This window comes from Amycolatopsis sp. 2-15 (genome assembly GCF_030285625.1).
Lineage (GTDB): Bacteria > Actinomycetota > Actinomycetes > Mycobacteriales > Pseudonocardiaceae > Amycolatopsis > Amycolatopsis carbonis.
This window is the reverse complement of sequence record NZ_CP127294.1, coordinates 6,707,605-6,733,278: the sequence shown is the minus strand read 5'-3', so window position 1 is coordinate 6,733,278 and position 25,674 is coordinate 6,707,605. Positions and strand designations below refer to the sequence as shown.

At 71.7% G+C, this 25,674-nt stretch carries 22 protein-coding genes and 3 pseudogenes; 12 read left to right on the top strand and 13 right to left on the bottom strand.

Annotated features, from left to right (window positions below):
• The first annotated feature begins 141 nt into the window (after positions 1-141).
• The 4 genes from QRX50_RS33355 to ligD are packed head-to-tail and all read left to right on the top strand — an operon-like array spanning position 142 to position 5,707.
• On the top strand, positions 142-1,629 hold the full coding sequence (locus tag QRX50_RS33355) for a glycosyltransferase family protein (RefSeq protein ID WP_285967080.1): 1,488 nt from the start codon (positions 142-144) through the stop codon (positions 1,627-1,629).
• A 34-nt stretch (positions 1,630-1,663) separates the two neighbouring features.
• Complete coding sequence (locus QRX50_RS33350; RefSeq protein ID WP_285967079.1) at positions 1,664-3,199, top strand: hypothetical protein; 1,536 nt, start codon at positions 1,664-1,666, stop codon at positions 3,197-3,199.
• Between the two features lies 1 nt (position 3,200).
• On the top strand, positions 3,201-4,730 hold the full coding sequence (locus tag QRX50_RS33345) for a hypothetical protein (protein WP_285967078.1): 1,530 nt from the start codon (positions 3,201-3,203) through the stop codon (positions 4,728-4,730).
• Positions 4,731-4,765: 35 nt separating this feature from the next.
• The gene (gene ligD, locus QRX50_RS33340; RefSeq protein ID WP_285967077.1) at positions 4,766-5,707 is read left to right on the top strand and encodes a non-homologous end-joining DNA ligase; all 942 of its coding nucleotides are present in this window, start codon (positions 4,766-4,768) and stop codon (positions 5,705-5,707) included.
• 3 nt (positions 5,708-5,710) lie between these two features.
• Here the strand turns inward: ligD and QRX50_RS33335 are convergent, their stop codons facing one another.
• The 3 genes and pseudogenes from QRX50_RS33335 to QRX50_RS33325 all read right to left on the bottom strand — a co-directional run bounded on the left by QRX50_RS33335 (position 5,711) and on the right by QRX50_RS33325 (position 8,095).
• Positions 5,711-6,532, bottom strand: coding sequence for a serine hydrolase domain-containing protein (locus QRX50_RS33335; protein WP_285967076.1), 822 nt, complete (start codon positions 6,530-6,532; stop codon positions 5,711-5,713).
• 54 nt (positions 6,533-6,586) lie between these two features.
• Positions 6,587-6,842: pseudogene (locus QRX50_RS33330) on the bottom strand (serine hydrolase domain-containing protein); the annotation flags it as partial.
• 59 nt (positions 6,843-6,901) lie between these two features.
• Entirely contained in the window at positions 6,902-8,095 is a 1,194-nt protein-coding gene (locus tag QRX50_RS33325; RefSeq protein ID WP_285967075.1) for a thiolase family protein, read from the bottom strand.
• Positions 8,096-8,245: 150 nt separating this feature from the next.
• Between QRX50_RS33325 and QRX50_RS33320 the strand changes: the two genes are divergently transcribed.
• Positions 8,246-8,683 carry a winged helix-turn-helix transcriptional regulator gene (locus QRX50_RS33320; protein WP_285967074.1) on the top strand — a complete coding sequence of 146 codons (438 nt, stop codon included), beginning with the start codon at positions 8,246-8,248 and terminating at the stop codon, positions 8,681-8,683.
• 98 nt (positions 8,684-8,781) lie between these two features.
• On the top strand, positions 8,782-9,558 hold the full coding sequence (locus QRX50_RS33315; RefSeq protein WP_285967073.1) for an SDR family oxidoreductase: 777 nt from the start codon (positions 8,782-8,784) through the stop codon (positions 9,556-9,558).
• On the opposite strand, the gene QRX50_RS33310 is transcribed toward QRX50_RS33315, so the two are convergent.
• Both QRX50_RS33310 and QRX50_RS33305 read right to left on the bottom strand, forming a co-directional pair.
• Positions 9,500-10,165: a TetR/AcrR family transcriptional regulator gene (locus tag QRX50_RS33310; RefSeq protein ID WP_285967072.1), complete on the bottom strand. Its 666-nt coding sequence runs from the start codon at positions 10,163-10,165 to the stop codon at positions 9,500-9,502. The genes QRX50_RS33315 and QRX50_RS33310 overlap by 59 nt on opposite strands.
• A 247-nt stretch (positions 10,166-10,412) precedes the next feature.
• The gene (locus tag QRX50_RS33305; RefSeq protein ID WP_285967071.1) at positions 10,413-10,616 is read right to left on the bottom strand and encodes a hypothetical protein; all 204 of its coding nucleotides are present in this window, start codon (positions 10,614-10,616) and stop codon (positions 10,413-10,415) included.
• Between QRX50_RS33305 and QRX50_RS49860 the strand changes: the two are divergent.
• The 6 genes and pseudogenes from QRX50_RS49860 to QRX50_RS33280 all read left to right on the top strand — a co-directional run.
• Positions 10,579-11,067: pseudogene (locus QRX50_RS49860) on the top strand (lipase family protein); the annotation flags it as partial. The gene QRX50_RS33305 and the pseudogene QRX50_RS49860 overlap by 38 nt on opposite strands.
• Positions 11,068-11,089: 22 nt before the next feature.
• Entirely contained in the window at positions 11,090-11,500 is a 411-nt protein-coding gene (locus QRX50_RS33300; protein WP_353074177.1) for a lipase family protein, read from the top strand.
• Positions 11,501-11,719: 219 nt separating this feature from the next.
• Complete coding sequence (locus tag QRX50_RS33295; RefSeq protein ID WP_285967070.1) at positions 11,720-14,080, top strand: glycosyl hydrolase family 95 catalytic domain-containing protein; 2,361 nt, start codon at positions 11,720-11,722, stop codon at positions 14,078-14,080.
• A 114-nt stretch (positions 14,081-14,194) separates the two neighbouring features.
• Complete coding sequence (locus QRX50_RS33290; RefSeq protein WP_285967069.1) at positions 14,195-14,563, top strand: DoxX family protein; 369 nt, start codon at positions 14,195-14,197, stop codon at positions 14,561-14,563.
• Between the two features lie 88 nt (positions 14,564-14,651).
• Positions 14,652-15,506, top strand: a complete 855-nt coding sequence (locus QRX50_RS33285; RefSeq protein WP_285967068.1) for a LysR family transcriptional regulator — start codon at positions 14,652-14,654, stop codon at positions 15,504-15,506.
• A 35-nt stretch (positions 15,507-15,541) separates the two neighbouring features.
• Positions 15,542-16,402 (top strand): HTD2 family dehydratase, encoded by an 861-nt coding sequence (locus tag QRX50_RS33280; RefSeq protein ID WP_285967067.1) that lies wholly within the window; start codon positions 15,542-15,544, stop codon positions 16,400-16,402.
• A gap of 7 nt (positions 16,403-16,409) precedes the next feature.
• On the opposite strand, the gene QRX50_RS33275 is transcribed toward QRX50_RS33280, so the two are convergent.
• From QRX50_RS33275 to QRX50_RS33240, 8 genes and pseudogenes are all read right to left on the bottom strand, one after another.
• Positions 16,410-17,318, bottom strand: coding sequence for a cobalamin-binding protein (locus QRX50_RS33275; RefSeq protein ID WP_285967066.1), 909 nt, complete (start codon positions 17,316-17,318; stop codon positions 16,410-16,412).
• A 262-nt stretch (positions 17,319-17,580) separates the two neighbouring features.
• Entirely contained in the window at positions 17,581-18,222 is a 642-nt protein-coding gene (locus QRX50_RS33270; protein ID WP_285967065.1) for an ABC transporter permease, read from the bottom strand.
• Positions 18,223-18,847: 625 nt separating this feature from the next.
• Positions 18,848-19,354, bottom strand: a pseudogene (locus QRX50_RS49855) (ABC transporter ATP-binding protein); the annotation flags it as partial.
• Between the two features lie 183 nt (positions 19,355-19,537).
• Positions 19,538-20,635: a serine hydrolase domain-containing protein gene (locus QRX50_RS33260; protein ID WP_285967064.1), complete on the bottom strand. Its 1,098-nt coding sequence runs from the start codon at positions 20,633-20,635 to the stop codon at positions 19,538-19,540.
• Positions 20,632-22,215, bottom strand: a complete 1,584-nt coding sequence (locus tag QRX50_RS33255; RefSeq protein ID WP_285967063.1) for an ATP-binding cassette domain-containing protein — start codon at positions 22,213-22,215, stop codon at positions 20,632-20,634. The genes QRX50_RS33260 and QRX50_RS33255 overlap by 4 nt, the downstream gene beginning before the upstream one ends.
• Positions 22,212-23,111 (bottom strand): ABC transporter permease, encoded by a 900-nt coding sequence (locus QRX50_RS33250; protein ID WP_285967062.1) that lies wholly within the window; start codon positions 23,109-23,111, stop codon positions 22,212-22,214. The genes QRX50_RS33255 and QRX50_RS33250 overlap by 4 nt, the downstream gene beginning before the upstream one ends.
• Entirely contained in the window at positions 23,108-24,064 is a 957-nt protein-coding gene (locus QRX50_RS33245) for an ABC transporter permease (RefSeq protein ID WP_285967061.1), read from the bottom strand. Before QRX50_RS33245 ends, QRX50_RS33250 begins: the two co-directional genes overlap by 4 nt.
• 8 nt (positions 24,065-24,072) lie before the next feature.
• Positions 24,073-25,671 carry an ABC transporter substrate-binding protein gene (locus QRX50_RS33240; RefSeq protein ID WP_285967060.1) on the bottom strand — a complete coding sequence of 533 codons (1,599 nt, stop codon included), beginning with the start codon at positions 25,669-25,671 and terminating at the stop codon, positions 24,073-24,075.
• Positions 25,672-25,674: the final 3 nt, after the last annotated feature.

Genomic DNA, 25,674 nt, shown 5'->3' with positions numbered 1-25,674 from the left:
GGCGGGGGCGTTAGCATCGCCGCAACGAACACCCCCTATTGTTCCCGGACCATGTCGGTGGATGAGTCAGTGGTCACGATCCCGGAAGACGCGGGCAGCCGTGTCGAGCCCCGGTCCAGCAGTGCCGTACGGTCACGCTCCGTGCGCTTCCGTTGGCTGCCCTGGGCCGCGGCCCTGCTGGGCCTGTTGTCGTTCCTCCTCGTACGCGGGAGCCTGACCGACGACGGGTACATCACGCTCGCGTACGCGAAGAACCTCGCGCTCCACGGCGAGTGGGCGCTGGTGCCGGGCACCACGGCGAACTCGGCGACCTCACCGCTCGACGTGCTGCTGCTCGGGCTGCTCACGCTCATCACGCGCATCAGCGGCGCGGCGCACCCGGTTCTCGCGCTCGGTGCGCTCACCGTGCTCTCGTCCGCCGCCATCGGCTGGGCGTGGCAGCGCCTGGCGCGCTCGTTCGGACTGGCGACGTGGGTCGGGCTGCTCGGCGTCGTGATCGTGGTCGTGAACCCGTTCCTGCTCTCCGCGACGGGCCTCGAGGTCCTGCTCGTGCCGGCGATCCTGCTGTGGCTCACGGTGTTCGCCGTCGAGGGCCGGCCGGTCCTGTTCGGGGTGTTCGCGGCGCTGACGGTGCTCACCCGCCTCGACCTCGTCGTGTTCGTCCTCATCATCACGTTCAGCACACGCGCCATCCGGCAGCATTTCTGGCGCGCGTTCGGCACGGCTGTCCTCGTCGCCGCGCCGTGGTTCCTGTTCGGCTGGTTCGCGCTCGGCTCGTTCATCCCCGACACGCTGGTCATCAAGCAGGACCAGGAAGGCCTCTTCGGCGCCTGGGGCTACTTCAGCGGCCCGGTGATGTACTTCCTGTACCAGCCGGTGACGGTGATCTTCACGTTCGCCGCGGCGGTCGCGGGCACCGCGGTGCTGCTGGCCTGGACCGGCCTCCGTTTCGCGCGCCGCTGGGACGACTTCCCGGCCCTCGCGCCCGTCGTCGGGCTCGGCCTGGGCGGCGTCGTCTATTACATCGTGTACTCGACGCTCGGCGTCGGCCCGTACCACTGGTACTACGTGACGCCGACGGCCACGATCGCCTCGTTCGCCGTGCTGATGACCGGCATCTGGCTCGCCGAGTCGGGCCGGCGGCCGGGCCTGCGCAAGGCCGCGCCGCTCACGGCCCTCGGCCTGGCCTGGGTGACGGCGCTCGGCATGGTCTCGATCGACCTCGCGCAAGGGGTGCCGTGGCCCTCGCCGGTCATCTTCGGCAACTGGGCGAGCTCGACCGACTACGCGCGGGTGGGCCGGGAGCTCGGGCAGCGGCTCAACGGCGCGTCGGTGGCGGGGCCGGGCGAGATCGGCACGCTCGCGTACTACTGCGACTGCCAGATCCTCGACGTGTTCTCCGACCGCAGCCAGGTCGCGTCGATCGTGCGCAAGCGGATCGCGGAGGACGGGGCCGTCTCGCGGCTCGGCCTGCGCATCAACTACCACTGGTTCGACCGGAACCAGCCGCCGCGCCAGGTAGACTACCGGCTTCTCTACGGCAAGGGCCCGGCTTCGGGACCCGACTCGTGGACGGTGTACTCGGCCGCCAAGGGCATCGGGCACTTCACGTTGGTGCCCGCGCGCTGAGACCCCGCCCGACCCCTCCCGACGAGGAGTCCGCGTGGCATCGACCAGCACCACCGCACCCGGCGACGTCGAAGACGCCCGACCGGCACCGCGCCGCCACGGCGTGCTCGCGCTCGTCGTGGCCGTGGTCTCGGCCGGCGTGTTCGCGCTGTTCCGCCACCACCTGATCGACGACACCTTCATCACGCTCTCCTATGCCCGCAACCTCGCGTTCGACGGGCACTGGGGCCTGATCGAGCTGGGCACGGCGAACACGGCGACGTCGCCGTTGAGCGTGCTCGTGCTGGCCGGGTTCACGCTGGTGGTGCGCGACGCAGTACTGGCCGCGGCGATCCTGTACGTGCTGTGCCAGGTCGTCATCGCCGTCGGCCTGGCGCGCCTGGGTGACCGGACGGGCCTGCCGCGGTGGTTCTCGCCGCTGGCCGTCGCGCTGCTCACCGTGAACCCGCTGCTGATCTCGTCGATCGGGCTCGAGGTCGAATTCGGCGTCGCGGCGGTGGTGGCTCTGCTGGTGTTCTCGGCGGAGCGACGGCCGGTGCTCGTCGGCGTGGCCACGGGCGTGCTCGTGCTCATCCGGGTGGACCTGGTGCTGATCGCGATCGTGGTGGTCCTGCTGCGGGCGCGGTTCTGGGTCGGGCTCGGCAAGTCGGCACTCGCGGCGGTCGTGGTCGCACTGCCGTGGTTCGTGTTCAGCTGGTTCGTGCTCGGTTCCGCGGTGCCCGACACGCTGATCATCAAGACGCTGCAGAAGTCCTGGGGCGCCTATGGGTTCTCGAACGGCCCGGCGCTCTACGAAGGCGTTTTCCCCTGGGCCGCCTGGCTTTCGTTCCTCCCGGCGGCGCTGGGCGTGGTGGCGTTCCTGGGCTGGCTCCTCACGCTGGTGCGGCGCGGCCCCGCGGCGCGAACGCTGCTGCCGTTCGTGGCGCTCGTGCCGGCCGGGGTGGTGCACTACCTGGCGTACTCGCGGCTGCACGTGCCGCCGTATCACTGGTACTACGCGCCGAGCATCGCCGTGACCACGCTGTTCTTCGCCGCTGCGGTCGCCGCCGTGGCCGGGCGCGCGCCGGCGGTCTCCCGCTGGACGGCCGGGGCGCCCGCGGTGCTGGCCGCGGTCGGGCTGGTGGTCGTGAGTGCGGTGTTCTACGTCTGGGGTGGGCTGCCGCGGCCGTTCGCGCCGATCATGTCCAACCACACCACCACCGCCCAGTACGAGCGGATCGGGCCGGAGCTCGGCCGGCTCGTCGGCGGCGGCACGGTGCGCAGTGGCGGAGAGATCGGGGTGCTCGCCTACAGCTGCGGCTGCTCGATCGTGGATCTGTTCGACGACCGGGGTGCCGTCGGCCCGGCCATCACGCAGCGCGAGGCGACGATGGGCTCGTTCGGCCGCAAGCTCGTCGACCTCAACTTCCACCACTTCGACTACGGCGCGGTGGCCGTGAAGCCCGAGTACGCGCTGGTCCCGACTCCAGTCGGCGGGGCCGCGCCGGGGAACGTGCTGGCGCAGTGGCGGATCGCGTCGCCGTGGGCCGGTGAGCAGGTGCTCTACCTCGTGCGCGGCGACGGGACCTGACGTGGGCCGGGCCGTGGCCGCCGCGCGTCTCCCGGCCGAGCCGGGGGAGCCCGCGAAACGCGGCGTTGGCCGGGCACTGCTGTGGCCGGCCACGGTGGCCCTGGTCTCCGCCGTGGTGTTCCTCGGCGTCCGGGGAAGCCTGATCGACGACTCGTTCATCACGCTCGGGTACGCGCGCAACCTCGCCGAGCACTTCCACTGGGGACTGGTCGAGGCCGAGACGGCGAACTCGGCAACCTCGCCGCTGAACGTCCTGCTGCTCGCCCTCGGCGGCACGCTCACGCGGGTCGCGGGCGGCCAGGTCCACCCGGTGGCCGGCGCGGGAGTCGTCTTCGTGGCGGCGATGACGGCCGTGGGCTGGGGGTTCGCGCGCATCACGCGGGCGCTGCGGCTGCCGTTTTTCACGGCCGTGGCGGGGACGGCGGCGATCCTGGTCAACCCGTTCGTGCTGTCGGCGACCGGACTGGAGGTGCACCTGATTTCGGCGGCGCTGGTGCTGCTCACGGCTTATGCGCTGGAGGGCCGGGCGGTCGGGTTCGGCGTGGTGGCCGGGCTCGCGGTGCTGGTGCGGCTGGATCTGGTGGTCTTCGTGGTGCTGTTCGCGCTGGGGGTCGGCGCGCTGCGGCGCCGGCTGCTGCCGGTGGTGGGCGTGGCACTCGTGGTGTCCCTGCCCTGGTTCGTCTTCAGCTGGTTCGCGCTCGGCTCGGCGATCCCGGACACGTTCCTGATCAAGACGACGCAGGGCGCGTTCGGTGAGTACACCTACGGCAACGGGCCGGAGTACTACCTCGACCCGAAGCGCTGGAAGGCGACGTTGGTGGCGTTCGCCCCGGCCGTAGCCGGTCTGGTGACACTGCTCGGCTGGCTGGGGTGGCTGGTCGTGCGCCGTGACCAGGCCGCGCGGTTCGGGCCGGTGGGCGTGCTCGGGCTGGGCGGACTGGCGTACTACGGCGCGTACTCGCTGCTGGGCGTGCCGCCCTACCAGTGGTACTACGTGGCGCCGATCGTCGCGCTCACCGTCGTGTTCGTGGTCGGCGCCGGGTGGCTGGCGCGCGGTGGCGCGTTCCGGGTGGGCGTGGCGAGCCTGGCGTTCGCGCTCGTCGTGCTGCCGGCCTCATACCTCGACGTGCACCGCGGGGTGCCCTGGACGGCACCGCCGATCTTCGGCAGCTGGGCCACGGCGGCCGACTACGCCCGCGTCGGCCGGGAAATCGGCGCGCGGATCGGCGACGCGACGGTGGCCGCCCCGCCGGAGATCGGCACCCTCGCCTACTTCTGCGAGTGCACGATGGTCGACACGTTCGCCGACCAGGGCCGCGTCGTGCCGCTGGTAGGGCGACGCATCGCGGCCGCGGGACCGGTTGCCGGGTTCCTGCTGCGGCTGGACTACCACTGGCTCGACCGCGCCCGCCGGCCCCGGCCCGTGGACTACCGCCTCGACTGGAGCTGGACGCCGATCTCCGGGCCGGACACGTGGCACCTGTCCTCCCCGGCCACGGGCGACGGCTGGGTGCGGCTCGTGCGGATCTGATCGCGCCCGCGCCGCGCAACGGTTACCGTCACGTCATGGCGAAAGACTCGGCGGTGGAGGTCGCGGTCGGGGACCGCATGGTGCGCATCTCCAACCCGGACCGGGTGTACTTCCCGGCCCGCGGCGAGACGAAGCTGGACCTGGTGAACTACTACCTCTCGGTGGGCGAGGGCATCGTGCGCGCCCTACGGGAGCGCCCCTGCATGCTGCACCGGTTCCCGGCCGGCGTCGCGGGGGAGAAGGTGCACCAGAAGCGCGTGCCGAACGGCGCGCCGCCGTGGCTGGAGACCGTGCGGGTGCACTTCCCCCGCTACGGCCGCTACGCCGACGAGCTGTGCGTGACCGAGGCGGCGCACGTGGCGTGGGCGGTGCAGATGTCCACTGTGGAGTTCCACCCGTGGAACTCGCGGCGTGCGGACACGGAAAAGCCCGACGAATGGCGGATCGACCTCGACCCGATGCCCGACTGTCCCTTCGACACGGTCCGCCGCGTCGCGCACGTCGCCCACGAGGTGCTGGACGAGCTCGGCGCCGTCGGCTGGCCGAAGACCTCGGGCGGCAGCGGGCTGCACGTCTACGTCCGCATCGAACCCCGCTGGGGCTTCGCCGACGTGCGCCGCGCGGCGCTGGCCTTCGCGCGCGAGGTGGAGCGGCGCGCGCCCGACGAGGTGACGACGACCTGGTGGCGCAAGGACCGCGATCCGAAGAAGCTGTTCGTGGACTACAACCAGAACGCGCGTGACCACACGATCGCCAGCGCGTATTCCGTGCGCGGAGTGCCGGAGGGCACCGTGTCGACGCCGATCCGCTGGGACGAAGTCGACGACGTCGAGCCGCGCGAGTGCACCATCGCCACGGTGCCCGCGCGCTTCGCCGAGCTGGGCGACCTGCACGCGGGTATCGACGATGCCGTGTTCTCACTGGAACCCCTGCTGGAGTGGGCCGACCGCGACGGGCTGGAAGCCGACGACTCCTGACGATCAGCCGATGCGGTACGCGGCGGCTCCGTTGTGGAGGAACCGGGCGCGGCCGAGCTCGTCGGAGCCCACCACCGACAGCACCTGGTGGACACCGGACTTCGGCTCGACGGTGATGATCGCGCTGTCACCGAGCCGGACGACCTCGACTCGGTTCTCGGGCTTGCCGATGCACGAGTTTCGGGGGCAGTGGGTGAGGAAGGCACGGCCGTTGTCGACGGCGAGGGTGATGTCGTATGCCGTGGTGCGGTAGATCCCGCCCATGCGGTCCGGGTCGATCGGAGCCGGGTTCGCGGGCGGTACGGGCAGCGGGGTCGTCTCGACCCCGGCGAGCTCCCTGAGCACCGCGCCGAAGATCTCGTAAGCCATCGGTTCACCACCTGAGCTGTTGGTGAGCACGGCCACCGCGACGCCCGCCGAGGGCGCCACGCGAACGAAGGCTTTCTGTCCCTTCGAGACGCCGGTGTGGCCGAGCACGCCGTCGCGGTGGAGCATCCACCCGAGCCCCCAGCCGACGATGCCGCCGCCGAAGTCCGGGACGGAGCCGAGCTGGGGTTCGCGCAGCGCCGCGAACGTGTCGTCGGTGAGGTGGAGGCGGACGAATTCCAGCAGGTCGCGGGCGCTCATCGCGAGGTGCGAACCGCTGGGCACGCAGTGGTAACGGACTGCCCAGCTCTGCGTGGGCACGAGTTCGCCGTCCGCCTCGACGTGGCCGACGGCTGCGCGGTGCAGGATCGCCTCGTAGGGGTCGACGGCGACGGCGCGCAGACCGAGCGGAATGACCAGGTGTTCGCGGAGCACGTCGTGGAACCGCTTGCCGCGCAACACTGAGCAGGTGGCGGGCGGTCAGGGACGCGGTGGCGACCGCGTCGCCCAGCCGGAACCCGGGAAGGTAGTCGCGGACGGGACGATCGAGGTCCAGGACGCCCTCGTCCACCAGTTGCCGGACCAAGGTGGCGGTCCAGATCTTGGTGATGGAACCGATCTTGAACACCGACTCCGTCGTGGCCTCGACTCGCGTGTGCAGGCTGAGCACACCCGCGGCCTCGTCCTGGATCTCCCCGTCGGCCAGCACGGCGACCTGCGCACCCGGGACGTCGTACCTTCCGATGAGTTCACGCAGGTTCCACCCCATGCCGCCAACGTAGCGGCGGTCCCGGGACGCCGGGGGATGGTGGGCGTCCCGGGACCGGGTCACAAGCGTTCGATAATGGTCGCGTTCGCGAGGCCGCCCGCCTCGCACATGGTCTGCAGGCCGTAGCGGCCGCCGGTCTGCTCCAGCACCGACAGCAGCGTTGTCATGAGGCGTCCGCCGCTGGCGCCGAGCGGGTGGCCGATCGAGATGGCGCCGCCGTTGATGTTGACCTTGTCCAGGTCCGCACCGAGTTCCGCCTGCCACGCCAGCACGACGCTGGCGAACGCTTCGTTGACCTCGAACGCGTCGATGTCCGACAGCTTCAGGCCCGCGCGGTCCAGCACCTTGCGGGTCGCCGGGATCACGCCGGTGAGCATGTATAGCGGGTCGTCGCCGACCACGGAGAACGAGTGCAGGCGCGCCCGCGGCTCGAGGCCGAGCTTCTTCGCCGTGTCGCTGCCGGTGATGAGCACGGCGGAGGCGCCGTCGTTGATCGGCGAGGAGTTGCCGGCCGTCACGCGCCAGTCGATCTGCGGGAAGCGCTCCGACCACAGGTCGGCCTTGAACGCCGGCTTGAGGCCCGCGAGGACCTCCGGTGTGGTGCCGGGGCGCACCGACTCGTCGGTGGTCACGTCCACGAGGGTGCCGTCGGGGCCGGGTGCCTTGAGCGCGGCGACCTCGCCGGCGAACTTGCCGTCGGCCCACGCCTGGGCGGCGCGGCGGTGGCTCTCGGCGGAGTACGCGTCGAGCTGTTCGCGCGAGAAGCCCCAATTGGCGGCGATGAGCTCCGCGCTGATGCCCTGCGGCACGAGACCTTCGGGGTAGCGCGCGGCGACCCCGGCGCCGAACGGGTCCTTGCCGGCCATCTGGCTGCCCATCGGCACGCGGCCCATGGACTCGATGCCGGAGGCGATGGCGATGTCGTACGCACCGCTCAGCACCCCCTGCGCGGCGAAGTGGATGGCCTGCTGGCTGCTGCCGCACTGGCGGTCGACGGTCACCGCGGGCACCGATTCCGGCAGCCCCGCGGCGAGCGCGGCCCAGCGCGCGGTGTTCATGCTCTGCTCGCCGATCTGCCCGACCGCACCGCTGATCACGTCGTCGATCAGCGCGGGGTCGATGCCGGTTCGCTCGACGAGCGACCGGATGGCGTGTGCGTGCAGGTCGACCGGGTGGACCCCCGCCAGCCGCCCCGTGGGCTTGCCCTTGCCGATCGGTGTCCGTACCGCGTCGACGATGACCGCGTCCCTCATGACCTGCCTCCTCGCATAGCCGCTTGATCCCGTTGTACGCCCACCGAGTTTGATAACACAACTCACTGAACCGGGGCTGTCGGCCACCTCGCACCGCGCCGGTGACGTGCTAGGTTGGAAATTCCTGCTGGGGCAACGGAGGTGGGACGGATGGCGACGCGAGGCCGGGAGTGCTCGATCGCGGACGCGCTCGAGGTCGTCGGCGAGCGGTGGAGCCTGCTCGCGCTCCGGGAGATCATGCTGGGCGAGCGGCGGTTCAACCAGATCGCCGAGAACACCGGGGCCAGCCGCGACATCCTCGCGGCCCGGCTGCGCAAGCTGGTCGAGGCCGGCGTGCTCGAGAAGCGCCAGTACGAAGACCACCCACCGCGCTTCGAATACCTGCCGACAGAGTCCGCGAAGGCACTTCAACCGGTGCTGCTCGGCCTGATGCAGTGGGGCGACCGGTTCATCCGTCAGGGCCCGCCGCCGACGGTGTACGAGCACGAATGCGGTGAAGAGCTGCACTTGAAGAGCGTGTGCGCGCACTGCGGCGAGCCGATCGCGTCGACGGGCCTGCACGCGGTACGTCTCGGCGTGGTGCGCTGATCTTCCGCTGACGCACACGGCTTTCGGGCTGGGCGGGGCGCGTGCCAGGATGGCCGCGGAAGCCGTCCGGCCGGGCGGTGGTGCCGGGAAGGGGCGGCGTGCCGGAACGGATCCTGGTGACCGGCGGGACCGGTCAGCTCGGCAGTGTGGTCGTCGAACGCCTGGTGGCGGCCGGGGAGCGGGTGCGCGCTCTGAGCCGCCGGCGCCGCGGCGGAGGCAGCGTCGAATGGGTCGTCGGGGACCTGCGCTCCGGGCGCGGCATCAACACCGCACTGGCCGGCTGCGACGTCGTCCTGCACTGCGCCACCGACTACCGGCACGAGGTCGCCATGATGCGCACCCTCGTGGAGGCCGCTCGCTGGACGGGCAATCCGCCGCACGTCGGGTATGTGTCCATCGTCGGCGTCGACCGCGTGCCGCTCGGTTACTACGCGGCGAAACTCGCGGCCGAGCAGGTGCTCGCGAGTTCCGGGCTGCCGCACACGATTCAGCGCGCGACGCAGTTCCACTCGCTCGTGCGCACCGTGCTCGCAGGTGCGGCCCGGCTGCCCGTGGTCCCGGTGCCGCGCTGGCGGTTCCAGCCCGTGGACGTGCGCGACCTCGCGGTGCGCCTGGCCGAGCTGGCCAAGGCCGAGCCCGCGGGCCGGGCGCCGGACTTCGGCGGACCGGAGGTGCTGGCGGCGACGGATCTGGCGAAGGCGGTCCTGGCGGCGAGTGGCCGGACCAAACGGGTGCTGCCGGTGCGGCTGCCTGGCGCGTTGTTCCGCGCCTACGCCGAGGGCGGGAACCTCGCGCCCGGCCACACCGACGGGGTGATCACCTTCCGGCAGTACCTGGCGGAGCAGGAGAATCCGGTGGCTCTGCGCTACCACTGATCCCGCGTGGCGTGACCAGCAGCTTCAGCACGTCGGCGAAGAGCGAGTCCGGCACCGCCGAGGCTTCGACGCCGCGCTCGACCGCGAGCCCGTTGGACAGCGCCAGCACCACCACGGCGAGCTGCTCCGGCGGCAGCGGCAGCTCGACGCCGTGCTGGGTCGCGGCGCGCGCGACGGCCGCGGTGATGGCGTCGCGCAGCTGGGCCCGGCGCAAGGCGAGTCCTTTGTGGACGGCGGGGTTGCGCATCGCGATTCCCCAGTACTCCAGCAGGAGCCGGTGCCAGGTCGCGTCCGTGTCGACGCCGGCGGCCAGCCGCGCGCCCGCCTCGGCGGTGGCCTCGCCGAGATCGCTCAGCTCGTCGAACGCCGTGGTGGCCGACCGCATGCGCTCCACGATGTGCTCTTCCATGATGGTGAGCACGAGGTCGTCGCGGCCCTCGAAGTTCGAGTACACCGCGCCCTTGGTGAGGCCGGCCGCCGCGGCGATGTCGTTGAGCGACGTGGCCGCGATGCCTTGGCGGGCGAACACCTCGCCCGCGGCGTCGATGATCTTGCGCCGGGTCTCGGCGCGGCTCGGGCGACGGCGTGGGGTCCGCGAAGGGGCCATGAGCCGGAGACTACAGCTCCCTCACCTGGACGTTTTTCGTTGACTGTGATCCAGGTCATCTGATGAGTCTCTGACCCGATACCGATTGGTATTGAGTTGGAGGTCCCGTGCCCACTGTCAACGCCGACATCCGCCGAAAGCTCTCCACCCTCGCCGCCGTCACCGCGATGGCCGCGACGGTCTTCACGGCCGCCGCGCCGTCCGCCACCGCCGCGCCGTCGCCCGGAAACCCCGCGAGCGACCCGTTCTACGCCCAGCCTTCGCCGTTCGCAGAGGTCACGCCCGGCACCGTGCTCGACTCGCGCCCCGTCACCGTCCGGGCGCTGACCCTGCCCGTGCCGGTGCGCGCGTGGCAGGTGAAGTACCGCTCGACCGACACCGACGGCGCCGCCATCGCCGACGTCGCCACGATCATGCAGCCGGTGAACCCGCCGGCGGGCGGTGCGCGCAAGCTGGTGTCGTACCAGACCGCGCAGGACGGGCTGACCACCGACTGCGCGCCGTCCTACGTCCTGACTACGGGCACGGCGCTGCCGGCCGAGGAGCTCGCGCTGATGCTCCCGCTCGTCGCGGCGGGCTACACGGTGGTGACCGTCGACTACGAAGGCCCGGACTCCGAGTGGGCGGCCGCCGCCAACACCGCCCACGGTGTGCTGGACGGGATCCGTGCCGCGCAGTCGTTCCCGCCCGCCGGGCTTGCCGGCCCGAGCACTCCGACCGGCCTGATCGGCTACTCGGGCGGCGCACTGGCCAGCGAATGGGCCAACGAGCTGCAGCCGCAGTACGCGCCGGAGCTGAAGTTCGCCGGGGTCGCCGCCGGCGGCGTGCCCGCGGACCTCGACTACATCGCGCGCCACATCGACGGCGGCCCGTTCGCGGGCATTTACGTGGGCGCCGCCGTCGGACTGGCCCGCGTACCCGGAGATCAACACGGACACGCTGCTCAACGCTCGCGGCAAGGAGGCGTTCGCCGAGGGCGGCAAGCAGTGCATCGCGCAGTTCACGGTCGGGCAGGCGTTCCGGCGCATGCGCGACTACACGACCGTGCCACAGCTGCTCGACGTGCCCGCGGTGAAGCGCGTGATCGCCGAGAACACCATGGGCCGCTTCAAGCCCGGCTCGCCGGTCTACGTCTACCAGGGTGTGTTCGACGAGCTGGCGTTCTCGCCGCCGGTGGACCAGCTCGAGCGCACGTACTGCGCGCAGGGCGTTTCCGTGCAGTACCGCCGGATCCCGGTCGGCGACCACGTGACGGTGGCGGTGCAGGGCGCGCCCGGTGCGCTGGCCTACCTCGCCGACCGGCTGGCGGGCAAGCCCGCGCCCAGCACCTGCTGAGGGCGCGGGTGCGGGTGGCGGCTCCCGCCGGCGGTGGGACCGCCACCCGAGTCCTCCGAGGGGTTTGATCCGGCTCCGGCGGAAACCGATCCACCTCCGTCGTTGGCAGGGAAATAATTCCGAAGAATCTTGACCAGGTTCGGGCAGACATCCTATGTTTGGCGAGCTTTGGGCCTCGCTCACGGCCGGATTCCGCCTTCGACGACGAACGGACCTGTCATGTCGGACCTCTCCTCCCCGCCCTCCCGCCGGACGTTTCTCAAGCTCGGTGGTGCCGTCGGCGCAGGCTTCGCCTTGAGCGGGTTTCGCCCGTTCACGGCGCAAGCGTCGCCCGCGCGGCCGCCGTCTGCCGACCTCGTCGCCGACAACGCCGCGACCACGCTGTGGTACCCGGCGCCGGCCGTCGAGTCGCACGTGATCGAGCAGGCGCTGCCGATCGGCAATGGTCGGATCGGTGGTCTCGTCGGCGGTGACCCCGCGGCCGACTACCTGTACTTCACCGACTCGTCGCTCTGGACCGGCGGGCTCAACGACACCGTGCAGGACGACGGCCAGCTGCCGTACGGCAAGGACGACTTCGGCAGCTTCGGCCTCCTGGCGAAGGTGCGGCTGAAGCTGCCCGCCCACACGGGCGTCAGCGGCTACCGGCGCACCCTGGACCTGAGCAACGGCCTCGTCACCGCGACCTACGGCCTGCGCGGCGCGACCTACCGGCGCGAGGTCTACGCGAGCTACCCCGACGACGTCGTGGTGATCCGGCTGACGCAGCAGGGCGGCGGTTCCTACACCGGCTCGGTGACGCTGGAAGGCACTCGCGACGAGAAGCCGACCGCAGGCGGCGGCGCCGTCTCGCTGGGTGGCACCTTCGCGAACGGCCTGAAGTACAGCAGCGCCGTCACGGCAGCGTCGAAAGGCGGGCGCGTCAGCGTCTCGGGCACGGAGGTGACCTTCACCGGCTGCAGCGAAGTGGTGATCGTGATCTGCGGCGGCACCAACTACGTGCCCGACGCGGCGCGCCACTACCTGGACGCAGGGGCGAACCCGGCTTCCGTGGCCGTGGGCAAGGTGAAGGCCGCGGCCGCCGCGTCCGGCACCGCGCTGCTCGCCACGCACGTGCAGGACTACCGCAAGCTGTTCGACCGCATGAAGGTCGACCTCGGGCAGTCGCCGGCCAACCGGCGCACCCTCGACTCGTGGTCGCGCATCGCGGTGCGCTACACCGATCCCGGCACGCCGGACCCGGAGCTCGAAGCGAGCTACGTGCAGTTCGGCCGGTACCTGACGATCACCGGCTCCCGCAGCGGGCTCCCGATCAGCCTCCAGGGCCTGTGGCTCAACAACAACTCGCCCGACTGGTACAGCGACTACCACACCGACATCAACCTGGAGATGAACTACTGGCTCGCCGACCGCGCGGGCCTGAAGGAGTGCTTCAGCGCGCTGGCGGACTACTGCCTCGCGCAGCTGCCCTCGTGGACCGACACGACGAAGCGGCTGTTCAACGACCCGCGCAACCGGTTCCGCAACTCGACCGGCAAGATCGCCGGCTGGGCCATCGCGTTCTCCACCAACATCTACGGCGGCTCAGGCTGGGTGTGGCACCCGGCGGGCAACGCGTGGCTGTGCAACAACCTGTGGGACCACTACGAGTTCACCCAGGACATGGCCTACCTCGCGAAGGTCTACCCGGTGCTGAAGGGCGCGACGGAGTTCTGGGAGGCGCGCCTGGTCACCAAGACCATCGACGGCAAGGACTACCTCGTCAGCGACACCGACTGGTCGCCCGAGCAGGGTCCCGACGCGCAGGGCAACACCTACTCCCAGGAGCTCGTCCACGACCTGTTCGGTCACTTCACGCAGGCGACGCAGATCCTCGGGCGCGACGGCGACTACGGCAAGACGATCACCGGGATGCGCGACCGGCTGCACCTGCCGACCGTCAGCCCGGTCACCGGCTGGCTGCAGGAGTGGCTCGTGCCGGAGAACCTGGGGGAGACGACCCATCGGCACCTTTCGCCGCTCATCGGGTTCTTCCCCGGTGACCGCATCAACACCGACACCGCGTCGAAGGAACTGATCGACGGTGTGCGCAACCTGCTGATCGCCCGCGGCATGGACACCTTCGGCTGGGGCTGCGCGTGGCGCTCGGCGTGCTGGGCCCGGCTCAAGGACGCCGACCGCGCGTACCAGCTCTTCCTCACCATCCTGCGGCCATCGTTCAACAACGGCAACGGCACGGCGGCCAACTTCTTCGACATGTACAGCCAGGGCAGCTACACGATCTTCCAGATCGACGCCAACCTCGGCGGGCCGACCGCGGTGCTGGAAATGCTGCTGTACTCCCGCTCCGGCGTGATCGAGCTCCTGCCCGCACTGCCGTCGGCCTGGGCGGAGTCCGGGCACGTGACCGGCATCGGTGCCCGTGGCGGGTTCGAGGTCGACCTCGAATGGCGGCGCGGCAAGGTCACGAAGGCGGTCGTGCGCAGCGTTGGCGGCACCGAGACCGAACTGCGCGCGGGCAGCTGGAAGCAGCAGATCCGGCTGCGCCCGGGCCAGTCGATCACGGTCAGCCCGCGGTGACCGGACGGGCGCCGGAAGGTTCCCCTCCCACCTTCCGGCGCCCGTGCCGCTCGTCGATTCGACCTCGAACAGTGTAGCGTTCAACTACATGAGTCGGACGGATCGGGAGCGGGCATGAACATCGCGTTGTGGATCGCGGCGGGGATTTCGGCAGTGCTGTACCTGGGTGCGGGCGGGATGAAGCTCGCCACGCCGCGGAAGAAGCTGCTGGAGAACCCCAACATGGGCTGGGTCGAGGACTTCTCGGACACCTCGGTCAAGCTGATCGCGCTCGCGGAGGTGCTCGGCGCGATCGGCCTGATCCTGCCGCAGGCGCTGGGCATCGTGCCCGTCCTCACGCCGATCGCGGCGGTGGGCCTGGCGATCGTGGCCCTGGGGGCGATCGTGGTACACGCGCGGCGCAAGGAGCCGAAGGGCGTGCCGGTCAACGTGGTGCTGCTGGTCCTGACCGTGTTCGTCGCCGTGGGCCGCTTCGCCGGCTGACTCGCGGCCTCACCCGGGCGTCGGTCTCGACCCGTCCGCGGCGCCGCGGACGGCCTAGGCTGGGCGGGCGAGGGACGGGAGGCCCGAGGTGGACGTCGATCTGCGGAAGGTGCGCTACTTCGTCGCCGTGGCCGAGGAACTGCACTTCGGCCGGGCGGCGGAGCGGCTGCACATCGCGCAGCCCGTGCTGTCGCGCCAGATCCGGGCGCTGGAAGAGGAGCTGCGCGCGCAGCTGTTCGTCCGCGACCGGCGCTCGACGGAGCTCACGGCCGCCGGCCGGCAGCTGCTCGAGGACAGCCGGCCGATCCTCGCCTCGGCCGACGCGTTGCGGCGCCGCGTCGCGCTGGCCGCGCGCGGCGCTTCGACCTTCACCATCGGTTTCATGCCCGGCATCACCGTGACCGAGCCCGTGCGGGCGCTGACGGAGCGCCATCCCGATCTCGAGGTGGAGCTGGTCCGGACCACGTGGGACGACCAGACCCAGGTGCTGCACGACGGCCGGGCCGACGTCGGCATCGTCCGGCTGCCGGTGGACCCGCGCGGGCTCACCGTGCGGCCGATGTTCAGCGAGCCGCGCGTGGCCATCCTGCCGGCATCGCACCGCCTGGCGGGCAAGGAGTCCGTCGACGTGGCCGACCTCGCCGACGAGCACCTGCTCAACGACCCGGACGCGGTGCCGGAGTGGCGGGCCGTCGCGACCGAGCTGCGCACCGGCGGCGGCGCGCGGCCCCGCGGGTTCCGCAGCATCGAGGAGAAGCTGGAGCACGTGGCCGCCGGTCTGGGCATCGCGATCGTGCCGCTGTCCACTTCGGAGTACTACACGCGCCCGGACGTCACGCACGTGCCGGTCGGCGACCTGCCGCCGGGCCAGGTCGCCCTGGCGTGGGTCGCCTCGCGGCGTTCGCGGCTGATCTACGAGTTCGCGGAGCTCGTCACAGCCTGACTGCGGGCCGCGCGGTGGTGTGGTAGGCCAAGACCATGAACGCGCTGGGTTCCTATGTCGAGTCGTGGTCTCCCGAACCGGTCACCGACTCCGACGCGCTCCCGTCCGGACCGGCCGCCGCGCTGTCCGCGGCGCTGGACCTGCCGCGGCCGGCCGCCGCCGCGGGGCAGGCGCTGCCGCCGCTGTGGCACTGGCTGTACTTCCTGGAGTGGCCGCGGCATTCGGAGATCGGCGTCGACGGCCATCCGGCGGACGGCCACTTCCTGCCGCCGCTGCCGGACCGCAGGCGGATGTTCGCGGGCGGACGCCTTCAGGTCCGGGCGCCGCTCGTGCTGGGCACGCCGGCCGAACGGACGCGGTCGCTCGGCGAGGTCGCGGTGAAACACGGCCGGACGGGCGAGATGCTGTTCGTGACCGTGCGGTCGGAGATCAGCCAGGACGGGACCGTACGCGTGGTCGAGGAGCAGGACATCGTCTACCGCTCCGGCGAGGACGCCGGGCGGACCGCACTGGCCGCGCTCGACGTGAGCGGCAAGCCGGAGTCGGCCGCCGAATGGCAGCAGGCGTGGACGCCGGATCCCGTGCTGCTGTTCAGGTTCAGCGCGCTGACGGCCAACGCGCACCGCATCCACTACGACGAGCCGTACGTCACCGGCACCGAGGGCTACCCGGGTCTTGTGGTGCACGGTCCGTTGCTCGTGCTGCTCCTGCTGGAGCTCGCACGCACCCGGGCTCCGGAACGCGCGACCCCGTCGCTGTCCTACCGCCTGCGCCGCCCGGTGTTCGCGGGCGAGCACCTCCTCGCGACGGGCGTGCCCGCCGACGGCGGCGCGGCGCTGCAGGTCGACTCCGCGCGCACCGAGGCCGTGGCGACCGCGGACGTCGTGTTCGCCTGACGGCGGTTCAGGTGCGGCGGGCCTCGGCGGGGGACACCGGCGGGCCGGTCTCGACCCCGTGCAGCACGTGGGCCAGGACTTCCGCGCCGCGGACGACACGCGGCCCGGGACGGTTGAAGTAGGCCGGGCCGTCGAGCAGCCACACCGCGCCGGTGCGCACGGCGGGCAGCTCCGCCCAGCCCGGCAACGCGGTGAGGACGTCGAACTCCGCCGCCGTGCGATCGGGGCTGAAGCCGCACGGCAGGACGAGCAGCACGTCCGGGCGCGCGGCGACCACCGCGTCCCACGTGATCGGGTGCGTGTGCTCGCCGGGCGCCGCGAGCAGGGGTTCGCCGCCCGCCACGGTGATCTGCTCGGGCACCCAGTGGCCCGCGGGCCACAGCGGGTCGAGCCATTCGAGGGCGACCACGCGGGGCCGGGGCTTGCCGGCGACGCGGGCGCGGACGGCGTCGAGCCGCGCGGTGAGCGAACGGACGCGTTCGGCGGCGAGCTCGGGCACACCCAGTGCGTCGCCGAGCGTCGTGACGCAGCCGAGGACTTCGGTGAGCCGCCGAGGTTCCAGGCTCAGGACTTTCGGTCCCGCGTCGAGCATCCGCACGGCTTCGGCGACGCGGGTGTAGGACACCGCGCACACCTCGCACAGATCCTGGGTGAGCACGAGGTCCGGCGCGAGCTCGGCCAGCCGCGCGGTGTCCACTGAGTACAGCGAAGAGCCGCGGTGGGCCGAACCGCCGACGGCGTCGGAGATCTCGCGGCTGGTGAGTACCGCGTCGTCCACCTCGGCCGCGGTGACGACCGGCACCGACTCGACGCCGGGCGGCCAGTCGCATTCGTGGGTTCGTCCGACCAGGTCACCGAGGTGGCCGAGCTCCGCGACGAGGTCGGTGGCGGCGGGCAGCAGCGACACGATCCGCATGGTTCGAACCTAGCCCGCGCCGGACCGCCGCGCGCGGGGGAGGCCGGACCGAAATCACCGTGGGTGGCGCGGCCCGGCGCCGTCTATTGTGGACTGACTGCGCAGGGTGCTGAATAGGACGCGCACTGTGACGAGGCATGAAAGAGCCCCGGCCCAGGTGGAGGGGGTTGCCACCTGGGCCGGGGTCGGGGAGCGCGCGGAGCCGAGGGAGGGGAACCGCGCGCGAGCACGGCGGCGTCTGGGGAAGGGCGCGGCCGTGAGGTCAGAAGGGGCGGCGGAAGAAGTGGTTGGCGGCGAAGGCGCCGACGGCGGCCATGGCGGCGCTGATGAGCAGGGTGGTGCCGGCGGCGGAGAAGCCGCCGCCGGGCATGCCGAGGGCGATGGAGCGGATGGTGTCGACCGCGTAGGTCAGGGGGTTGGCCTGGGCGACGGCGCGGAGCCAGTCCGGGAGGGCGGCGAGGGGGACGTAGGCGCTGGAGACGAACATGAGCGGGAAGACCGCGACGATGCTGATGTTCTGCATGGTCTGCGCCCGCCGTAGCCAGGCGCCGAGGGCCAGGAAGACCCAGTTCAGGCCATAGCTGACGACCAGGGCCAGGGCGACCGAAACCACGCCGCCCAGGAAGCCGCCGCCGGGGCGGTAGCCGAAGACGGCGACGGCGGCGACGAGGAGGGCCACGAGCTGCAGGGCACAGTAGGCCAGGTCGGCGAAGCTGCGGGCGACCAGCGGCGTCGAGCGGTGGATGGGCATGGAGCGCAGGCGGGCGAGGAAGCCGTTTTTCAAGTCCTCGACGAGGCCGACACCGGACTGCATGGCTTGCTGTACCGCGTTGTTCAGCAGGATCGCGGGCATCAGGTAATCGATGTAGGTCATGCCGGGCGGGAAGCTCGACGTGGTGGCCATGACGGCGAACACCTGCGAACAGCAGCACGGCCGGCTGCAGCGGGCTGAACAGGATCATCTGCGGATCGCGCACGGACGTCATCAGGGAGCGGCTGGTCAGCACCGCGACTTGGGTGGCGAAGGAGCTGCCCCGGGTGCGGGGCGGTGCGGCGGTGGGTGCGCCGCGGGTGAGGGTCGACGTCATCGGGTACTCCAGGGAGCTCAGGCGACGCGCGAAGCGTGCTGGTCGGCCAGGGTCAGGTAGACGCCGTCGAGAGTGGGTTCCGCGCACCACGTCTTCGGCTTCGATGCCGGCGCCGTCGAGGGCGCGGAAGACGGTGGCGATCTCGCGGGACGACCCGATGGGCGCGACGACGACACCCGGCTCGGAGACGGCGGGGTGCAGGCCCGCGCCGCGCAGGGCGGGGCAGGCGAGGTGGGTGCTGCGGAGCCAGTCGAGGCGCACGGTGACCGTGCGTTGCCCGACCTGGGCCTTCAGCTCGGCCGCGGTCCCGGACGCGACGACGGCGCCCGCCGAGAGCACCGTGATGAGGTCGGCGAGGCGGTCGGCCTCGTCGAGGTACTGGGTCGTGAGCAGCACGGTCGCGCCCTCGCCGATCAGGCCCTCGACGATCTGCCACAGGTTGAGCCGGCTCGTCGGATCCAGGCCGGTGGTGGGCTCGTCGAGGAAGATCACCTCCGGGCGGCCGACGAGGCTCGCGGCGAGGTCGAGGCGCCGGCGCATGCCGCCGGAGTACGTGCGCGCCGGGCGGTCGGCGGCCTTGGTGAGGCTGAACGCCTCGAGCAGCTCGTCGGCGCGCGCCCGGGCGTGTGTGCGGGTCGAACCGAGCAGCCGGGCCAGGAGCACGAGGTTCGCGCGGCCCGTGAGTTCCTGGTCCACCGAGGCGAACTGTCCCGTGCGGCCGATGCGGGAGCGGACCTCGCCGCCTTCGCGCGCGACGTCGAACCCGGCGACGCGCGCGGTGCCGGAGCTGGCCGGCAGCATGGTGGTGAGGATGTTGACCAAAGTGGTCTTGCCCGCGCCGTTGTGGCCCAGCAGGCCCAGCACGGTGCCGCGCTCGACGCTCAGGCTCACCGAGGACAACGCGTCGACCGACCCGAACGTCCTGGTGATGCCGGTGGCCTCGATCATCGGGTCGCCGGTGCTCATTCGTGCCCTCCGGGGCTCGCCTCGGGCCGGCAGCGAGCTTCTCGATCCTTCCGGACAGCCCGCCGGCGGTGCTTCGACGAAGCCGAGTCTCACCCGGAGGACACCAACGGGTCCACTGTGCCGTACCAGCAAAACTCTCGGTGGACCGCTAGAGAAAGACCCCGGTCAGGCGGCCCGGTGCAGGGCCGCCAGCAACGTCGCGGCGCGCGTGTCCACGTCCTCGGCCTGCAGTTCGTTGGTGGTGAAGGAGAACGAGACACCGCGGTTCGGCCACGCGCCGTGCCGGCCGCCGCCCGCGCCCGAGTGGCCGAAGGCGCCCGGGTCGGCGTCCGCGCCATAGGTGCCGATCGGGTCGGCCAGTTCGAAGCCGAGACCGAAACGCAGCGGCCGGTCGCTGATCGCGTCGACGCCCTCGCTCCACGTGCGGGTCGCCTGCGTCAGCACGGCCGACGGGACGAGCGAACCCGCCAGCAGCAGGTCGTAGAGGCGCGCCATGCTCGTGGCCGTGCCGACGCCGCTGCCGGCCGCGAGCTCGGCGCCGCGGTACCCGGGGGAGTTCATGGTGTCGGTGGAGTCGAGCAGGCCGCGGTACATGCGCTCGACGACGCGCCGGCGTTCCTCGTCCTGTAGGAACGTGCTGATCCGGTAGCCGGGCGCGCGCCGCAGCGTCGCGACCGGCACCGCCGGCGGGGTGCCGAGCCGCAAGTCCAGCCCGTGCGGAGCGGCGAGCAGCTCGTGCAGCAGTTCGCCGACGCGCTGGCCGGTGACGCGGCGGATCAGCTCCGTGGCGAGGTAACCGTAGGTCAGGGCGTGATAGGCCACACGCGTACCGGGTGTCCACAAGGGACTCTGCTCGGCGAGGGCCGCCGCGTTGGCGGCGTTGTCGGTCATCGGCACGTCGGCGTCCACATAGGGCAGTCCGACGGTGTGCGCCAGCACCTGCGACACGGCGACGTCGGCCTTGCCCGCCGCCGCGAACTCCGGCCAGTAGCGCGCCACGCGTTCGCTCGGGCCGAGCTGGCCGCGCGCGGTGAGCATCGCGACGAGCGTGGCCACGATCCCCTTGGTGCCGCTGAAGAGCACCACGTGCGTGTCGCGGGTCCACGGCACCCCGGGCGCCGCCGACCCGGCACACAGTTCGACCACGAGCCGACCACGCCGGAAGACGCTGAACGCGACCCCGCCCGAGGTCGCGGCGGCGACCTCGTCGAACGCTTCGCGCACCGCCTCGAACCCCGGCCGCACCTCGCCGTGGCCGGTCACAGGCGCGGCGTGGTGGCCAGCAGTTCGCCGGTGTAGGAGTGGGCGGGCGCGGTCAGCACGGCTTCGACCGTACCCTCTTCCACGATCTGTCCGCCGCGCAGAACGGCGATCCGGTCGGCCACCTCGGGCGCGAGCGCGATGTTGTGCGTCACGAACAGCACCGCCATCCCCAGCTCGCGGCGCAGCTCGCCGAGCAGCTCCACGATGGTCGCCTGCACCGACACGTCCAGCGCGGAGGTCACCTCGTCGCATACCAGCACGTCGGGCGTCGTGACCAGCGCCCGCGCGATCGCCGCGCGCTGGCGTTCCCCGCCGCTGAGCTGGTCGGGCAGGCGGTTCGCGAGCGACCGGCCGAGCCGTACGCGGTCGAGCACCTCGGCCACGCGCTCGCGCCGCCGCGGACGCGACAGCGACGTCAGGTGCACCAGCGGCACCTCGATCGACTGCGCGATCGTGCGGCGCGGGTTGAGCGAGGAGAACGGGCTCTGGAACACGTACTGGATTCGCCTCCGCTCGTCGTTGCTGCGCTGGCGCGTGCCGGGTGCGAGCGGGGTCCCGCCGAGCGCGACGGTGCCGGTGAAGCCGCCCATGAGGCCCGCGACGCACTGCGACAGCGTGGTCTTGCCGGACCCCGACTCGCCCAGCAGCATCACGCACTCGCCGCGCGTCACCTCCAGGTCCACTCCGCGCAGCACCTCTTGGCGCCCGTAGGCGACCCGGATGCCGCGCGCGGCCAGCACCGCGTCCGACGGCGGGGGAGCGGCACCCGGTTCCGCGCCGAGATCGGGCACGGCGGCCAGCAGTTCGCGCGTATACGCGTGTTCCGGTCGCTTCAACACGTCCTCGGCCGGCCCGGTCTCCACCACGCGGCCCTGGTACATGACCGAGACGCGGTCGGCGAGCTGCGCGACCACGGCCAGATCGTGGGTGATGTAGAGCGCCGCCACGCCGTGCTCGGCCGTCAGCCGCCGCACGGTCTCCAGCACGAGCGCCTGCGTCATCACGTCAAGCCCGGTCGTCGGCTCGTCGAGCACCACGACACTCGGCCGGCACGCGAACGCCATAGCGATCCCCACGCGCTGCTGCTGCCCGCCCGAGAGCTGGTGCGGGTAGCGCCGCCGGTAGGCCGGATCGGCGGGCAGGCCGACCTCCGTGAGCACCTCGGCCACGCGCTCCTCGGCCGGGCCGGGGTAGCCGTGCGTCTCGAGCACCTCGGCGATCTGCAGCCCGATCCGCAGCGCCGGGTTCAGCGACAGCGCCGGGTCCTGCGGCACGTAGGAGACGGTCGTGCCCCGCAGTTTCCTGCGCTCAGGCGGCGCGAGCGAGAGCACGTCGACGGGTTCGCCCTCGCGCGGGTGCAGCGTCACCTCGCCGCCGTCCTCGACGAGCCCGCGGCGGAAGTGGCCGAGCGCGGCCAGCCCCGCCGTGGTCTTGCCCGACCCGGACTCGCCGACGAGCGCCAGCACCTCGCCCGGCGCGATGCGGTAGGAGACGTCGTGCAGCACCGGCCGGCCCACGGCCGTCTTCACCCGCAGGCCGGTCACTTCCAGCGCGAGCTGCGCGTTGTCCACGGCGGTCACGAGCGTTCCTCCCGGGTACGCCCGGCCGCGGCCGAGGCGAGCGAGTCGGCGACGAGGTTCGTGCCGACGGCGAGCAGCGCGATCGCCACCACCGGGAGCAGCACGCCCCACGGCTGCACGACCAGCGCGATCCGGTTCTCGTTGATCATCAAGCCCCAGTCGGCCGTGGGCGGCTGGATGCCGAGCCCGAGGAACGACAGCGACGCGATGTAGCCGATGGAGTAGGTCAGCCGCAGGCCGAGCTCCACCATGAGGGGGCCGGTGATGTTGGGCAGGATCTCGCGCAGCAGGATCCGGCTGCGCGGCACGGCGTACATCTCCGCAGCCCGGATGTAGTCCTCGCCGCGCACCGCGACCGTCGCCTGGCGCGCGACGCGAGCCGTGCGCGGCGCGTGGGTCAGGCCGATCACCAGCACGAGCAGCCAGCCCTTCGGCCCGATCACCGCGATGGCGAGTAACGCGATCACCAGCTGCGGGAACGACAGCAGCACGTCGTTGCCGCGCATCAGCAGGCTGTCGAGCCATCCTCCGCCGTACCCGGCGACCATGCCGAGCAGCGCGCCCAGCACGATCCCGAGCACGGTGGCGAGCACCGCGTAGAGCAGCAGTGTGGTGCCGCCGGCGAGGAACCGCGTGAGCACGTCGCGGCCGAGGCCGTCGGTGCCCGCCAGTCCGTCCGGTTTGAACGGCTTGCCCGCGAAGTCCGTGGTGCTGTGGCCGGTGAGCACCGGCCCGAGCCACGGGCCGAGCAGCGCCACCAGCACTACGACCCCGGCCAGCACGGTGCCGACCTTGGCCTGCGGGAACCGCCACGTCGTACGAAGGAGTCCGCGGGCTTTGACGGGTGCTTCGCCGGCCGTGGTGGCCGGCGCGAGTTCGTCGTCGACGGCCGTCATCGGCTCGCCTCCGTCCGCAGCTTGGGGTTCGCGAGGATGCCGACCACGTCGGCGAGCAGGTTCACCACGATGTACACCGCGGCGATGATCAGCGTCACGGCCTGGACCACGGCGACGTCGCGTTTGCTGACCGCGTCGATCAGCGACTGCCCGATGCCGGGATAGCGGAAGAGGAACTCGACCACCACGACCCCGCCGGCCAGCCAAGCGAGCTGCAGCGCCACGACCTGCGCGACGGGACCCAGCGCGTGCGGCAAGGCGTGCCGCAGCAGCACGGTCCGCTCGCGCACCCCCTTGAGCCGGGCCATCTCGACGTAGCCGGAATCGAGGACCTCGTTCATGGTCGCCCGCATCATCCGCGTGATGTAGGGCGTCACCACCAGCACGAGCGTCGCCACCGGCAGCACGAGCTGGCTCGGCTGCCGCCACACCGGTTCGCCGGGCGCGGTCAGCGTGACCGAAGGCAGGACCTTGAACACCGTGGTCGCGAACAGCACGATCAGCGCCACGCCGATCACGAACTCCGGCAGCGCGGCGATCACCAGGCTGATGCCGGACACGGTCTGGTCCGCGGCCCGGCCACGCCGCATCGAGCTCCAGGTACCCAGCGCCAGCCCGAGCGGTGTCGCGATCACCGCGGCGAGCACGAGCAGCACGAGCGAGGCCACGATCCGGTCGCCCAGCAACGTCGTCACCGGGCCCTGCGTGGACGTCGAGGTGCCGAGGTCGCCGGTGAACAGCCCGCCGAGCCAGCTGAGGTAGCGCTGCCAGACCGGCTCGTCGAGGTGCAGCTGGTGCTGCAGCGCGGCGATCCGCTCCGGTGTCGCCTGCTGGCCCAGGATGGCGCGCGCCGGGTCACCCGGCAGCAGCAGCGTCGCGACGAACACGAGCAACGTGACCAGCCACAGCACCACGAGGCTCACGAGCAGCCGCTTCACGATCATCCGGGTCATGCCGCACCTCACTTTCCTGTGGTGGCCGGTGCTGTGCCGAGCCAGGCTTCCCGGAACTGGTAGCCGGACAGCGAGATCCCCGTCCGGTCGGGCACGAGACCCGCCACGTAGACCTGGTGGGCGTCCACCTGGTCCACGAAACCCCACACGATGAGGCCGCCGCGTTCGTACTCGATCCGCTGGGCCTGGTGCAGCAGGGCCGTGCGGTCCGCGGTGTCCACAGTGGCGCTCGCGCGCGTGACGAGGTCGGTGAACTGCGGGTCCTGCCAATGGGTTTCGTTGTACGGCGATTTCGGCAGCGAACCGTTCGCGACCTGGGGCAGATAGTTGCGGGTGTACCAGAAATCCTGTGCGAAGTCCCAGGACAGGTAGTTCTCGCCGTAGAACGTGGTGGTGTCGACCTTGCGGATGCGCACGGTCACGCCCGCCGCCTTGGCCTGCTGCTGGAACACCTGCGCCGCCTCGACCGCGCCGGCCTGGATGGGCGCGGTGACGAGCTCGATGTCGAGGTTCTCGTGCCCGGCTTCGGCCAGCAGTCGCTTCGCGGCCGGGATGTCCTGTTTGCGTTGCGGCAGCTGCGAATCGTATGCCGGGTCGAACGGCGCGTAGAGGTCGTTGCCGGGCCGGCCCTGACCGCTCAGGACCTGGTTGATCATCTCGTCGCGGTCCACGACCAGCCGCAGCGCCTGGCGCACGCGCACGTCGTCGAACGGCGGCCGATCCACGCGCATCGTGAACGGCAGCCACGTGCCCGTGGCCGAGCGCAGCACGCGCATGCGCGGGTCGCTGCGCAGCACGTCGACCAGCGCGACCGGCACCTGGTCGATCGCGTCCACCTGGGACGAGAGCAGCGCGTTGATCCGGGCGTCGTCCTCGGCGAAGTTGATCAGCACCAGCTCGTCGAGGTAGGGCTGCCCGGGCCGCCAGTAGTGGTCGTTGCGCACGAACGTGCTCTGCAGCCCGGCGGTGAACTCCTTGAGCCGGAACGGCCCCGTGCCGATCGGGCGCTTCACGTCGAAGTCGGCCGGCACGATGCCCAGGGAGTACTGGCCGAGCAGGTCGTCGAAGCCGGCGTTGGGTTCGGTGAGCCGGAACTCGACGGTCCGCTCGCCCGTCGGCACCACCTGGCCGAGCATGGTCAGGCTGGCGGCGCCGCTCTTGGGGTCCTTCGGGTCCGTGATCCGCTTGAACGTCGCCACGACGTCGGCGGGGGTCACTGCACGGCCGTCGTGGAATCGCACCCCGTCGCGCAGTACGGCGGTCCACGTCCGCGCGTCCGGCGACGACGTGAGCGATTCGGCGACCAGCATCTGCAGCTTGTAGTCGTGGTCGCGCAGCAGCAACGGTTCGTAGAGGTTGAGCACGCGGGCGATGTCCGGGTTCGCCACGGGGACGTGCGGGTCGAGCGTGTCGGACGCGCCGCCGCCGGTCACGCCGACGCGCAGGGTGCCGCCGCGCCGCGGTGGCCCGCTCGGCGCGGCGGCCGCGACGCCGGAACCGCCGCACGCGGCAAGCAGGGGAGCGGCGCCGAGCTCGGCGGCACCGCCGAGCGCCGCCGTGAGGAACCGGCGGCGCGAGAGGGAGTTCGGCTCACATCGTTCTTCCATGGG